12 protein-coding genes are annotated in these 12848 nt (G+C 47.4%); 7 read left to right on the top strand and 5 right to left on the bottom strand.

Annotation, left to right across the window (positions count from 1 at the left end):
• Window positions 1-7: 7 nt before the first annotated feature.
• The 4 genes from OH463_RS09230 to OH463_RS09215 all read right to left on the bottom strand — a co-directional run bounded on the left by OH463_RS09230 (window position 8) and on the right by OH463_RS09215 (window position 4778).
• Window positions 8-796, bottom strand: a complete 789-nt coding sequence (locus tag OH463_RS09230) for an enoyl-CoA hydratase (protein ID WP_101960302.1) — start codon at window positions 794-796, stop codon at window positions 8-10.
• Window positions 797-864: 68 nt separating this feature from the next.
• Window positions 865-2019: an acyl-CoA dehydrogenase family protein gene (locus OH463_RS09225; RefSeq protein ID WP_269991077.1), complete on the bottom strand. Its 1155-nt coding sequence runs from the start codon at window positions 2017-2019 to the stop codon at window positions 865-867.
• 17 nt (window positions 2020-2036) lie between these two features.
• The gene (locus OH463_RS09220) at window positions 2037-3530 is read right to left on the bottom strand and encodes a CoA-acylating methylmalonate-semialdehyde dehydrogenase (RefSeq protein WP_269991074.1); all 1494 of its coding nucleotides are present in this window, start codon (window positions 3528-3530) and stop codon (window positions 2037-2039) included.
• A gap of 36 nt (window positions 3531-3566) precedes the next feature.
• Window positions 3567-4778, bottom strand: coding sequence for a thiolase family protein (locus OH463_RS09215; protein ID WP_269991073.1), 1212 nt, complete (start codon window positions 4776-4778; stop codon window positions 3567-3569).
• A gap of 291 nt (window positions 4779-5069) precedes the next feature.
• On the opposite strand from OH463_RS09215, the gene OH463_RS09210 reads away from it, so the two are divergent.
• The 5 genes from OH463_RS09210 to OH463_RS09190 all read left to right on the top strand — a co-directional run bounded on the left by OH463_RS09210 (window position 5070) and on the right by OH463_RS09190 (window position 10123).
• A complete protein-coding gene (locus OH463_RS09210; protein ID WP_017188973.1) occupies window positions 5070-5453 on the top strand; it encodes a MerR family transcriptional regulator in 384 nt (127 codons plus the stop codon).
• A 110-nt stretch (window positions 5454-5563) separates the two neighbouring features.
• The gene (locus OH463_RS09205) at window positions 5564-6733 is read left to right on the top strand and encodes an isovaleryl-CoA dehydrogenase (RefSeq protein WP_269991069.1); all 1170 of its coding nucleotides are present in this window, start codon (window positions 5564-5566) and stop codon (window positions 6731-6733) included.
• A 21-nt stretch (window positions 6734-6754) separates the two neighbouring features.
• The gene (locus OH463_RS09200; RefSeq protein WP_269991068.1) at window positions 6755-8359 is read left to right on the top strand and encodes a carboxyl transferase domain-containing protein; all 1605 of its coding nucleotides are present in this window, start codon (window positions 6755-6757) and stop codon (window positions 8357-8359) included.
• A 25-nt stretch (window positions 8360-8384) separates the two neighbouring features.
• Window positions 8385-9230 (top strand): enoyl-CoA hydratase/isomerase family protein, encoded by an 846-nt coding sequence (locus OH463_RS09195; protein WP_009696167.1) that lies wholly within the window; start codon window positions 8385-8387, stop codon window positions 9228-9230.
• Window positions 9227-10123, top strand: a complete 897-nt coding sequence (locus OH463_RS09190) for a hydroxymethylglutaryl-CoA lyase (RefSeq protein ID WP_269991064.1) — start codon at window positions 9227-9229, stop codon at window positions 10121-10123. The genes OH463_RS09195 and OH463_RS09190 overlap by 4 nt, the downstream gene beginning before the upstream one ends.
• A gap of 80 nt (window positions 10124-10203) precedes the next feature.
• Here the strand turns inward: OH463_RS09190 and OH463_RS09185 are convergent, their stop codons facing one another.
• Complete coding sequence (locus OH463_RS09185; RefSeq protein WP_009696165.1) at window positions 10204-10821, bottom strand: porin family protein; 618 nt, start codon at window positions 10819-10821, stop codon at window positions 10204-10206.
• A 305-nt stretch (window positions 10822-11126) separates the two neighbouring features.
• Here OH463_RS09185 and OH463_RS09180 point away from each other — a divergent pair, with 305 nt between their 5' ends.
• Entirely contained in the window at window positions 11127-11954 is an 828-nt protein-coding gene (locus OH463_RS09180; protein WP_269991062.1) for a winged helix-turn-helix domain-containing protein, read from the top strand.
• Window positions 11942-12421 carry a hypothetical protein gene (locus OH463_RS09175; RefSeq protein ID WP_005451582.1) on the top strand — a complete coding sequence of 160 codons (480 nt, stop codon included), beginning with the start codon at window positions 11942-11944 and terminating at the stop codon, window positions 12419-12421. The genes OH463_RS09180 and OH463_RS09175 overlap by 13 nt, the downstream gene beginning before the upstream one ends.
• Window positions 12422-12848: the final 427 nt, after the last annotated feature.

Here is a 12848-nt window from a genome sequence, read left to right as displayed (position 1 = left end):
CGACCTCCTATTGATTCTTCCAGTTGGGTTTACGTTTTTCTAAGAAGGCACGAACCCCCTCGGTTTGATCTTCGGTATCGAATAAGTTTAGAAACAGTTCTCGTTCTTTAATCAGACCATGTTTGAGTGGAGCTGAACGCATGTTTTGGATAAGCGCTTTGCACGCGGTTACCGAAGACGGCGATTGATTGGCAACCGACTCTGCAAGCTCAATGGCTTTATTAAGCGCTCCACCTTTTTCCACCACTTCTTCCGCTAAGCCAAGTTCTCGCGCTTGTGCTGCACCGACTTGTTCGCCGCACAATATGATGCGTTTCGCCCAACCTTCACCGACTAATGCGGTTAGGTTTTGCGTACCACCAGCACAAGGCAATAAGCCCACTTTCGCCTCTGGCAGTGCCAGCACAGCTTGCTCTTCCACCACACGAATATCACACGCCAATGCGACTTCTAATCCGCCTCCCATGGCGTAGCCGTTGATGGCAGCGATAGAAACCCCTCGAAATGCAGAGAGCGTTTCAAAGGCTTCACCAAATATACGCGCCATTTCTAACGCCACCGCTTTATCGCCATCGGCAAACAACTTGAGGTCAGCACCTGCAGAGAAAAACTTCTCTCCATTCCCAGTGAGCACTAGAGCGTAAACGTCTTTATTGTCGTTTAGCGCAAGCACTAGCTCTTTCAATGCGGTTAAGCTTTGTGATGTCCAAGTATTCGCGGGCGGGTTGTTCATGGTCACCACCGCAACGTGATTGCTGATGGAGTGTTGAATCGCTTGTTGTTCTGTTAGTGACATATCTCTGAATCCTTTCTTGCTGAAAATGACCTGAGCTTTATGAATAAAAGCAGAGCTTGTCGGCGCATTTATAGCAATGCCGACTCCTCTGCGAGCAATCGACGCGCGATGATCAACCGCATGATCTCGTTAGTACCTTCCAAAATTTGGTGTACTCGAACATCACGGAAATAGCGCTCCATTGGGTATTCTTTGATGTAACCGTAGCCACCGTAAAGTTGCAGTGCTTGGTCACAAACTTGAAAGCCGACGTCGGTTGCAAAGCGTTTTGCCATGGCACAATAAGTCGTGGCATCTGGGTCACCTCGGTCTAACTTGCTGGCGGCGTAACGTACCAGTTGGCGAGCAGCGACAAGCTCAGTTGCCATGTCTGCCAGTTTGAATTGCAATGCTTGGAATTGAGCTAATGATTTGCCGAACTGTTTACGTTCTTGCATATACTGCGCCGTTTGATTCAACGCTTGCTGAGCCGTGCCGACCGAACAGGTCGCAATGTTGATGCGTCCGCCATCCAAACCTTTCATGGCGAACACAAACCCTTGCCCTTCTTCACCCAGCAGATGTGACGCTGGAATAGAAACATTGTCGAAAGTCACCGAGCGTGTTGGCTGACTGTTCCAGCCCATTTTCGGCTCTTTACGTCCGTAGCTAATGCCGTCTGCATCGGCGGGGACAACAAACGCAGATACGCCTCTCGCACCTGCATCACCGGTTCTCGCCATCACGACTAAAACGTCAGTATCGCCTGCACCAGAGATGAAGGTTTTGCCGCCGTTGAGAATGTAGTTATCACCTTGCTTAGTCGCAGAAGTCGTCAGAGATGCCGCGTCCGAACCTGCGTTTGGTTCGGTTAAACAATAAGATCCGAGAAATTCACCCGTAATAAGTTTCGGGCAGAACGTGTCTTTCACTTCATCGGTAGCAAAACTCGCGACCATCCAAGTCACCATGTTGTGAATGGTCATAAATGCGGTGGTCGATGTACACCCCATGGAGAGCTGCTCGAAGATGATGGATGCATCCAAGCGGCTTAAGCCCAAACCGCCTTGCTCTTCTGGGGTGTAGAGGCTCAAGAAACCAAGCTCTCCCGCCTCTCGTAGAATATCTTTCGGGAAGATTTGTTTCTCATCCCACTCTGCTGCCATTGGCGCTAAACGCTCTGCCGCAAATTGCTGAGCGGTGTCGGCAAACATACGTTGATCTTCGTTGAGTTCAAAATCCATATGAGCTCCTTACTTCGTTAGCGCAAGTTAATGGTCAGGTTTGGACCAGTTGGGATATCGTCGTCAAACCAACGAGCCGTCACGGTTTTGGTCTCGGTGTAGAAGCGCACCGCTTGTTTGCCATAGGCATGCAAATCACCGTAAAAACTGCCGCGCCAGCCCGTAAACGAGAAGAATGGCAAAGGCACGGGAATCGGTACGTTCACACCTACCTGTCCGACTTGGATCTCATGTTGATACTTTCTCGCCGCCGCACCATTGGCAGTGAAGATAGAGGTGCCATTGCCATATGGGTTGCGATTTACGAGATCTATCGCTTCTTGTAAAGTGTCAACCTCAATACACACCAAAACAGGTCCGAAGATTTCTTGGGTGTAAATCGACATCGAGGTGGTGACACCGCTGAATAAGGTTGGACCGACCCAGTTACCTTCAGGGAAGCCTTCTACTTCACATTGGCTACCATCAAGTTCACACACCGCGCCCTGTTGTTTACCTTCTTCAATCAAACCAAGCACACGCTGCTTTGCTTGTGCGCTGATCAAAGGACCATACGCGGCATTCTCGTCATCCCAAGCACCCGGATGCACTTTCGCCATTTCTTGTTTTAGGTCGGCAATCCACTCTTTCGAACTGCCTACAAACACCGCAACGGATATCGCCATACAACGTTGCCCTGCTGCACCAACCGAAGAGCCAACTAAGTTGTTCACCACTTGGTTTTTGTTCGCATCTGGCATCACTACCATGTGGTTTTTCGCGCCAGCAAAGGCTTGAACACGTTTGAAGTTCTGCGTGCCAGTGGTGTAGATGTATTGCGCTACGGGTACAGAACCAACGAAAGAAATGGCTTGGATATCGGGATGCTTCAGCAATAAGTCGACCTGCTCCTTACGACCATGCACGATTTGCAGCACACCTTTTGGCGCACCCGCTTCTTCGAACAGCTCAGCCAAACGAATTGACGTGAGAGGCACTTGTTCAGAAGGTTTGAGGACAAAGGTATTTCCGCTCGCAATCGCGATTGGGAACATCCACAAAGGGATCATGGCTGGGAAGTTAAAAGGCGTAATACCACAGCACACCCCAAGCGGTTGAATCAGCGAATAGCTGTCGATATCGGTCGCAACGTTCTCGACGGTTTCTCCCATCATGTTACTGGCGATATTGGCAGCTTGCTCGACCACTTCGATACCGCGCCACACATCCCCTTTTGCATCCGCAAAGATCTTGCCTGTTTCGTGAGAAAGTAACGTCGCCAATTCATCATGATGTTCTTTAAGTAGATGTTGGTAGCGCAGCATTAAACGCGCACGCTCAGACACGGCGACATCTTTCCAACAGGTAAAGGTGGCTTTTGCACTTTCAATTGCCGCGTACATCTCTTCATCCGTTGCGCATGGCAAGCGTGCAATCACGTCATTGGTGGCAGGGTTTGTCACTTCTACCCAATCCATTGCTTGAGATTCACGAAACTCACCATCGATGAATAAGGGAACCGTGCGAGTCATAATCTAGTCCTTTTTTACGTTATTCGATAATTGGAATTAAAGCGGTATCTCGATACCAATAGCAGTGGCTTCACCACCACCGATACACAGTGATGCAACACCTCGCATCACATTTTTATTGTTGTTGTCACCATCTACACCAAGCGATTGCAGTTGGCGTAGGCTATGAATGAGGGTCACCAAAATACGAGCGCCACTTGCTCCAATTGGATGCCCAAGCGCACACGCACCGCCTTTGATGTTTACTTTGTCTCTATCGATACCCAATTGGCGTACCGCGATTTGCGTAACAACGGCGAAAGCTTCGTTGATCTCCCAAAGATCGACCTCGTCTACTGACCAATCGAGTTGAGATAACAACTGCTCTATTGCAAAGACGGGCGCGAGGGTAAATTCAGCGGGCTTTCTGGCGTGGGTCGAGTGCCCTTTGATGATTGCTAATGGCGTTAAACCTTGATGCTGTGCCACCTGCGAGTCCATTAACACCAAGGCTGCAGCACCATCGGATATCGCACTTGAGTTTGCAGCCGTCACCGAGCCGTTTTTATCGAACGCGGGTTTGAGTTGAGGGATCTTGTCGAGCTTGATGGAGCGTGGATGCTCGTCATAATCCAATGTTGAAGTGCTATGCCGAGTCGTGATTTCTATCGGCGAGATTTCATCGTCAAACAGACACTGCTCTTGCGCTTCCAATGCTCTTGTTGCGGATAGGATTGCCCATTCATCCATTTGTTCACGAGTAAACTCAGAACGGTCAGCCGTTTGCTGCGCATAGACTCCCATCAAGTGCCCTTCATACGCATCTTGAAGACCGTCGAGAAACATATGGTCGTGAGTAGATTGGTGACCCATTCGCATGCCGTTACGTGCTTCTTTAAGCAGATACGGCGCATTAGTCATGCTTTCCATACCACCAGCGATGGCACTGCGAATGCTGCCCGCTTTGATAAGGTCGTGAGCCAACATAACGCTTTTCATGCCAGAGCCACACACTTTATTGATGGTGGTACAGCCCGTGGTAAGCGGAAGATCTGCACCTAGCGCTGCTTGTCTGGCTGGTGCTTGTCCGCACCCCGCAGGTAATACGCAGCCCATGTAGACTTCGTCGACTTCGCTAACACCACTCGCATCCATTGCCGCTTTGATAGCAAATGCCCCTAATTGAGGCGCTGAATAACCTTGTAACTGACCTTGAAAGCGCCCGATTGGCGTTCGCTTTGCACTGACAATCCAGATGTCGTTTCCCATGCTCTCGTCCCTTCTGACGATAATTCACAGTTCACGAACTCATCCTTCACACCTGCTACCACGGAGCTTTCACACAGAATGTGGTGTCACTCCAGCCTCTCATAAAACGATGAATTTTCGCACTGTGATTTCTTGACGTTTACGTAAGCATAGCACTAACATTTACGTTAACGTAAAGAAACACATTAATAACAACACAAATTTACTCTCATGCTTTTAGCTAGCCCGTTTAGTTCAAGGCTTGAAGGGATTTTAAGAAGCCAAAAACTATTCATTAGAGGGAAAAACCGAGTGGATAAATTCAAGATAAGTGACCTCGCCAAAGAGTTCGACATCACGACCCGAAGCATTCGTTTTTATGAGGATGTCGGGCTGATAGAGCCGGAACGAAAAGGCAGCATTCGCGTATACCAACGCAGAGATAAGATCCGTCTCAAGCTGATTTTACGTGGTAAGCGACTGGGCTTTTCGCTTGCGGAAATTCGAGAGTTGTTCGAGCTGTACGATACCCAACAAAGCGATGGACAGCTGCTTAAAATGCTAACCATTATTGATGAAAAACAAGCGCACTTACAGCAACAACTGGATGATATTAGCGTTGTAATGAACGAGCTAGAAACCGCCAAAGAGCGATGCAAACAAGCGCTAAGCGACAATAAAACTAACAGCCAATAACTAAAAACTTGTAACGACGAAAACAAACAAGAATAACCATAATTTCCAAGCCCAAGCAGTGTAACTCGAACCTTATCCGTACTAATGAGTACTTTCAACAGGGAAATGTTATGAAAAGCAGCTACACCCCACTCAACTTTGGGCTTGGTGAAACCATCGATATGCTCCGAGACCACGTCAACGCGTTCGCCACCGAGCATATAGCCCCTATCGCCGCAGACATCGACCGCGATAACCAATTCCCCAATCATCTGTGGTCCAAGTTCGGTGAAATGGGTTTGCTTGGCGTAACCGTTGATGAAGAGTTTGGCGGTGCAGGCATGGGCTATCTTGCTCATGTTGTTGCGATGGAAGAGATCAGCCGAGCTTCGGCGTCTATCGCGCTCAGTTACGGCGCGCATTCCAACCTTTGTGTTAACCAAATCTTTCGCAATGGCTCCCCTGCTCAACGAGAAAAGTACCTACCTAAACTCATCGATGGTTCTCACGTCGGCGCACTAGCCATGAGTGAGCCGAACTCAGGTTCTGACGTGGTTAGCATGCAGCTTCGTGCAGAAGATAAAGGCGACCACTTTTTAATGAACGGCAACAAAATGTGGATCACTAACGGTCCTGATGCCGATACCTTAGTGGTTTACGCGAAAACCGATCCCAATGGCGGATCTCGCGGCATCACCGCTTTCATTATTGAGCGAGAATTCGAGGGCTTTAGCCATGCACAGAAGCTCGACAAACTTGGAATGCGCGGCTCGAATACCTGCGAACTGGTGTTCCAAGATTGTGCCGTGCCAAAAGAGAATGTCTTAGGCGAGTTAAACCGTGGTGTCGAAGTGTTGATGAGCGGTTTGGATTACGAACGCGTGGTATTAGCAGCCGGTCCACTTGGCATCATGCAAGCCTGTATGGACGAAGTGGTTCCGTATGTTCATGACCGCAAACAGTTCGGCAAATCCATCGGTGAATTCCAACTAGTGCAGGGAAAGCTTGCTGACATGTATTCACGCATGAACGCCGCCAAAGCTTACGTTTATACCGTCGCTGCCGCATGTGACCGAGGTGAATGCACGCGTAAAGACGCCGCCGGCGTGATCCTTTACAGCGCCGAACTTGCCACGAAAATGTCCCTCGATGCTATTCAGCTGTTAGGCGGCAATGGCTACATCAACGAATACGCGACTGGGCGATTACTCCGTGACGCCAAACTGTATGAGATTGGTGCTGGCACTTCTGAAATTCGCCGCATGCTGATTGGACGAGAGTTGTTCGAAGAATCTCGCTAACCCACCGACAAGGAAGTCACTATGGCAATCATTAAAAGTAAAACCAAGCCAACCGACGAGCTATTTTTGTCGAACAAAGCGGTCATGACCGAGTTGGTAAACAACCTCAATGCTAATATCAAAGCTATCAAGCAAGGTGGCGGGCAAAAAGCCATTGACCGCCAGCGCCTGAAAGGGAAACTGCCCGTTCGTGAGCGCGTCATGCATCTTTTGGATGAAGACAGCGAGTTTCTTGAAGTCGGACAATTCGCCGCGTGGAACGTCTACGAAGAATCAATTCCATGCGCAGGTGTCGTCGCGGGCATTGGCACCATTGAAGGCATTCAATGCATGGTGATCGCCAATGATCCTTCCGTCAAAGGCGGCACCTACTACCCACTCACAGTGAAAAAACATCTGCGCGCGCAAGAGATCGCCCAACGTTGCCAATTACCCTGCGTCTATTTGGTGGACTCTGGTGGCGCGAACCTTCCTCATCAAGCGGAAGTCTTTCCTGATAAAGAGCACTTTGGGCGGATCTTCTTCAATCAAGCCAGAATGTCGGCACAAGGCATTCCTCAAGTCGCGGTTGTAATGGGGCTGTGTACCGCAGGCGGCGCTTATGTACCTGCAATGGCGGACGTTTCCATCATGGTCAAAGAACAAGGCACCATCTTCTTGGCAGGTCCTCCGCTAGTAAAAGCCGCAACGGGTGAAATTGTTACCGATGAAGAGCTAGGCGGCGCCGACGTGCATTGTCGCAAGTCTGGCGTTGCCGATTACTATGCAGAAAATGACCAACACGCTTTGCAAATCGCGCGCGAAGCTATCTCCAATACCAACCAATCACTCCCAGTTCAAAGCGACAAACCGGTTTTACCACCACGTTACGACGCCGAAGAAATGTACGGCATCGTCAATGCGAATCTGCGCTTGTCTTTTGATGTTCGAGAGATCATCGCTCGCGTGGTCGACGACTCGGACTTTGACGAGTTCAAAGCGCTTTATGGCAAGACTTTAGTGTGCGGTTTCGCACGAGTCCACGGCAATCTGATTGGCATTGTGGCGAACAACGGCATCTTGTTTTCTGAGTCCTCACAGAAAGGCGCGCACTTTATTGAGCTGTGTGCCAAACGCAAAATTCCCCTACTGTTTTTGCAAAACATCACTGGGTTTATGGTGGGCAAAAAGCTTGAGGCGGAAGGCATTGCCAAACACGGCGCGAAACTAGTGATGGCGGTCGCGTGTGCGGATGTGCCTAAGTTCACCGTGATTATTGGCGGCTCTTACGGCGCAGGCAACTACGGCATGTGCGGTCGAGCTTATGACCCGACCATGATGTGGATGTGGCCAAACGCACGAATCTCAGTAATGGGCGGAGAACAAGCCGCAGGCGTGCTCACTCAAGTGCGTCGAGAAGTGAAAAAACGCCAAGGTGAAGAATGGCCAGAGCCAGAAGAAAGTGCATTCCGAGAATCTATCGTAGACTTGTATGAGTCTCAGGGACATCCCTACTACGCCAGTGCGCGTTTATGGGATGACGGAATCATCGACCCGAAACAGACGCGTCAAGTATTGGCTCAAGCCTTAAAAGCCGCCCTCAATGCGCCAATTCCTGACAGCAACTTTGGCATATTCAGAATGTAGAAATGTAGAGAAGAAAGGACGTCACATGCAGGATCATCAACCGAGTATCATCCCTAACACCCAACGACAAGATGAAGTACTTTGGAACGTCGATGAATTCGGCGTCGCAACGCTTACGCTCAATCGCACAGAGAAGCACAATGCGTTTGATGCCTGCATGATTGACTTGTTGATCCACAGGCTGGATTACCTCGCTCTGCGCACCGATGTTAGATGCTTGGTGCTTCGAGGAAACGGCAAACATTTCTCCTCTGGTGCTGATTTGAATTGGATGAAATCCATGGCAAGTAGCACCAGAAAGCAAAACCTAGAAGACGCGCAGAACCTTGCACGTCTGATGCATACATTGGACGCTTTCCCTCAGCCTACTATTGCGGTTGTGCAAGGTTCCGCTTTTGGTGGCGCATTGGGCTTGATCTGTTGCTGTGATATCGCCATCGCAGCGGAGAATGCGAACTTCTGCTTGAGTGAAGTCAAACTGGGGCTGGTTCCAGCAACCATCTCTCCTTATGTCATGCGAGCAATGGGCAACCGACAAGCTCGTCGTTACATACTCAGCGCCGAAGTGATTAACGCCGCTAAGGCTGAAAAGTTTGGCATTGTGCATGAGGTTCATAAGCTGGATAAAATCGAAGCCGTGGTAGAAAGCTTGATTGATTCTTTGCTGCTCAATAGCCCAGATGCGATGCGAAAAGCCAAAGCGTTATGTCATCAATGCCACCAAAATCCGATTGATGGTCAGCTTATCCAATACACGAGCCAGCTCATCGCCGACATTCGCGTATCGCCGCAAGGACAAGATGGCTTGCAAGCCTTTCTGGAGAAACGAGAACCGGGTTGGATAAACAAGCCAACTAAGGGCAAGAAATGAATTTGCCAAACAAGGTAAATATTGTCGAAGTAGGTGCGAGAGACGGTCTGCAAAACGAATCACCGGTGTCCACGCAAGCCAAGATCCGCTTAATCGACCTACTCTCAGATACAGGACTCACCCATATTGAGGCAGGCTCTTTTGTCTCGCCTAAATGGGTACCTCAAATGGCGGACTCACTCGATGTTATGAAGAAAATCACCCGCCGCCACAACGTCATCTACTCAGCCCTAACGCCTAATGTGCAAGGCTTTGAAAAGGCACTAGAAGCCGGCGCTACCCAAGTCGCGATCTTCACCTCTTCATCGGAGGGCTTTTGCCAACACAACATCAATTGCTCGATTGCGGATAGTCTTACCCGCTTTGAACCAGTAATGGAATTGGCAGCAAAGCATAACATTCCCGTTCGGGGTTACTTATCTTGCGTGGCAGACTGCCCTTACGACGGGCCAACCAAGCCCGAGCAAGTCGCAAGAGTCGCTAACCTGCTGATGGAATTAGGCTGCTATGAGCTTTCACTTGGAGACACCATAGGTACAGGCACGCCGATACGCATCGCTAAAATGTTAGAAGCCGTACAAGTAAAAGTCCCAACCAATAAGCTTGCGGTGCATTTTCACGACACATGGGGACAAGCGTTGGCGAATATCTACCAAGCCTTAACGATGGGCATCAATACCATCGATAGTAGTGTGGCTGGGCTTGGTGGTTGCCCTTACGCTCATGGCGCTTCAGGTAATGTTGCTACCGAAGATGTGCTCTACCTTTGCCAAGGCTTAGGAATCGAGACCGGAGTAGATTTGGAGTTGCTTGCAAAAGCCGGGTGGATGATCAGTGAAGAGCTAAACCGCCAGCCTACCTCGAAGGTATCGATGGTATTAAAACAACGTTAATCATAAAACAAAAAAACAGCCTTGCTTAACAGGGCTGCTTTGTATCTTCTAAGTACGATGAATTTTAGATAAAAAAGGCGTTAAAACTTGTAAGTAGAACCAACATACCAAGAGCCAATAGACTGGTCGTAATCTTTAATCGGAGTTTCTAGCGTGTAATGGTCAACTTCATAGCCTGCACGGAATGCAAGACCGCCTAGCATTACTGGCGCATATTCCAAGCCAATACCGAGGCGAACCGTGCCGCCATCATCTTTATGATTGTAGTTTTTGCCTGTGATATTTTCTTTTACTTCGTAACTGATTGAACCTAAACCAAGCGTCGCAAAAGGACGCAGCCCATTGTTGAATGTGTAACCGACATTTGCTGCTACAGTAAACGTATCGTGGCTTAGTTTTAGGGCTGAGATATTGTGCACTTTCACATCAGTATCCGCATATTTAGTGTATTGCGCTTCAATAGCAATAATGCGGTTGATTTGGTAGCCAGCAATCAATTTGTAAGCAGAGCCGTCTGTATCTGAGGTCAACGGAACGCTTCTTCCTGATTGTAGAGCGAGTTGGTGACTTACATCATTCATGAATCCCGCATCATCGAAATCAGTGCTTCCGACACCTGCACCAAGGTAAAAACCACTCACATCGTGAGCAGATGCAAAGCTAGAAACGAGTGCTGTAAGAAGAAGAGTCTTTTTCATTTTGAATTATCTTTACCGTGTTGTTTGTTTCGGCACACTCTAAAAGCAAGCTCAATCAATAACTAAACGGAAATCAAATTGTTTTTACATTTATATTTACATATCCCTATTAAAAGAGAGGCTTAAAAAACGTTCAAAAATATCAAACCAATGATTTTTAAAGGTTTATTTTCATTTAAACTGTCAGCTTGATTTATAAATTAATCTCGGTAGACTGTGCCGCTTTCAAAATAAAATTAGGTTCTCTTAACTTTTTAATCTCGTTTATCGAGATAGAAGTTGCCTTCTAAAAAGCCAATTTAGCAATGAAATCGATTCAGTTTTCAAACTTAACTTTAGAATGTGCAACAAGGACGTTACGTAATCAAAATGGAAATACAATAGTTCTCAGACCTCTTCCTTACGAGGTTCTTATGCTGCTCTTGCAGAAAAATGAGCCCGTATCCCGAGAAGAGCTTTTCGAGACATGCTGGGAAGGATTGGTCGTGACCGATCAAGCACTAACCAACGTGGTTTCGGGTCTGCGTCGTAATCTTCTTTCTTTGAAAGCACAAAACGCGGAAATCAAGACCATCAGTAGAGTCGGTTATTTTATTCAAGCCGAATCCATTGAAGTCTTGCTACAACCAGTATCTCAGATTGCAGAGCCTGCTTCAGAAGCCATTCGCAATATTGAGAATGAAAGAGTAAAACACCCCCTTCGTGTGCAAAAGAAAGCCAGTACTTTTCTTCTTGCAACGGTGTATGTCATTAGTGCTCTTACCGCTTTATTCACCCTTTTATGTGTTAAGCCACTTTTTGTGAAGCCAAACTACATAAAAAAAGATAACTATAAACACCTAGTCGTTGGTCAAACCAATTTCTATTTGCATGACGCAACTCATGGGTTTATTTCTGCCAGTGATTTAAACCAGATACTCAATGAACTAGCTCAATCACAATGCAATGCGGACGTGTACATACGCCTTTTCCCCTCGATCTATGAGCCAAATATGGTGGCTTTAACCATTTGGTTTCAAAAACCTAACGGAAATAAAAACCATGTGTATCGCTACTTTAATGTTCAGAGAGAGCACCTTCGACAATATATAGCTGACTCTTACGTAAATAAGGAGGCTATATGCGAATTTTAACGATTGTATTCGCAGCCATTGCGTCTGCATTTGCCGTCTATTACGGGCAATTTGAGGAGTACGATTTTAGCGGAACTCGATGGCGTTGTTCTGAAGCAAAGGCAGGTTTCACCTCTGCAGCATATCGTCAATATAAAAGCATCGAAGAGTATACAACTATCTATTTTCCTTCGAATACCAGCGTGATTTATTATCAATCAGGCGTGCTCAATCATAAGTCTGGTTTAAAAGAACCTTTTGAAATTGTACTCACAGCAAAAAATGACGTAGACGGTCAGCGAATTCAGCAAAAATTCAACACTGTCGATTGGAATCTGACACCAACAGAGTCTCCCCTGTTTATCAGAGATAAAGATAGTTTGGTCGGTTTTGAGTCTGATTTAAATTACTTTATTCAAGACGAACGTCTTTTCTTCTTCAACGCCAACGAAAGTGAAGATGTGAACATTCCTTGCCATAAAGTTTGATTGCTTGGGGTTAAATCTCGTAGTTAGCTTTGATTCCGATATCAAAGTGCAACGGCATGCGCCACTTAGCAAAAGGCAGGAAGCCGATGACCAATCATGCACAAAAAGCAAAAGGACCTTCTTAACGAGATACCTAACATTCTCTATTGACCTCTTGTGAAAACAGCCCAATTATGGCAACTGATGAATATACCTAAGTGACTTCAAGACGCTGGATTCAGAGCTTTGTCATTGATTCCCTATTTACCGAAAACAAGCAAGGAAAACAACGCAGCGTAATAGCCAGCTCTTTCCAAGTTGTTTGACTTAGCCATTGGTTTAATAGAAAAGCGAGTCAATGACACGCTTCCAAAGGGCACTCTTTGCAAATAGTAAGGGTCTTGGTTTGTATACTTTGTTGGCGACTCCTGATTTAGACCCACTAGAC

It is taken from the genome of Vibrio sp. NFR (assembly GCF_027587095.1).
Lineage (GTDB): Bacteria > Pseudomonadota > Gammaproteobacteria > Enterobacterales > Vibrionaceae > Vibrio > Vibrio harveyi.
The sequence above is the reverse complement of the archived record's forward strand: the minus strand, read 5'-3'. Positions and strand labels throughout refer to the sequence as shown.

Excerpts from the sequence above, each read along its gene's own strand:
- OH463_RS09230 (WP_101960302.1), bottom strand. The coding sequence starts at position 796 with ATGTCACTAACAGAACAACAAGCGATTCAACACTCCATCAGCAATCAC.
- OH463_RS09225 (WP_269991077.1), bottom strand. The coding sequence starts at position 2,019 with ATGGATTTTGAACTCAACGAAGATCAACGTATGTTTGCCGACACCGCT.
- OH463_RS09220 (WP_269991074.1), bottom strand. The coding sequence starts at position 3,530 with ATGACTCGCACGGTTCCCTTATTCATCGATGGTGAGTTTCGTGAATCT.
- OH463_RS09215 (WP_269991073.1), bottom strand. The coding sequence starts at position 4,778 with ATGGGAAACGACATCTGGATTGTCAGTGCAAAGCGAACGCCAATCGGG.
- OH463_RS09205 (WP_269991069.1), top strand. The coding sequence starts at position 5,564 with ATGAAAAGCAGCTACACCCCACTCAACTTTGGGCTTGGTGAAACCATC.
- OH463_RS09200 (WP_269991068.1), top strand. The coding sequence starts at position 6,755 with ATGGCAATCATTAAAAGTAAAACCAAGCCAACCGACGAGCTATTTTTG.
- OH463_RS09195 (WP_009696167.1), top strand. The coding sequence starts at position 8,385 with ATGCAGGATCATCAACCGAGTATCATCCCTAACACCCAACGACAAGAT.
- OH463_RS09190 (WP_269991064.1), top strand. The coding sequence starts at position 9,227 with ATGAATTTGCCAAACAAGGTAAATATTGTCGAAGTAGGTGCGAGAGAC.
- OH463_RS09185 (WP_009696165.1), bottom strand. The coding sequence starts at position 10,821 with ATGAAAAAGACTCTTCTTCTTACAGCACTCGTTTCTAGCTTTGCATCT.
- OH463_RS09180 (WP_269991062.1), top strand. The coding sequence starts at position 11,127 with ATGAAATCGATTCAGTTTTCAAACTTAACTTTAGAATGTGCAACAAGG.
- OH463_RS09175 (WP_005451582.1), top strand. The coding sequence starts at position 11,942 with ATGCGAATTTTAACGATTGTATTCGCAGCCATTGCGTCTGCATTTGCC.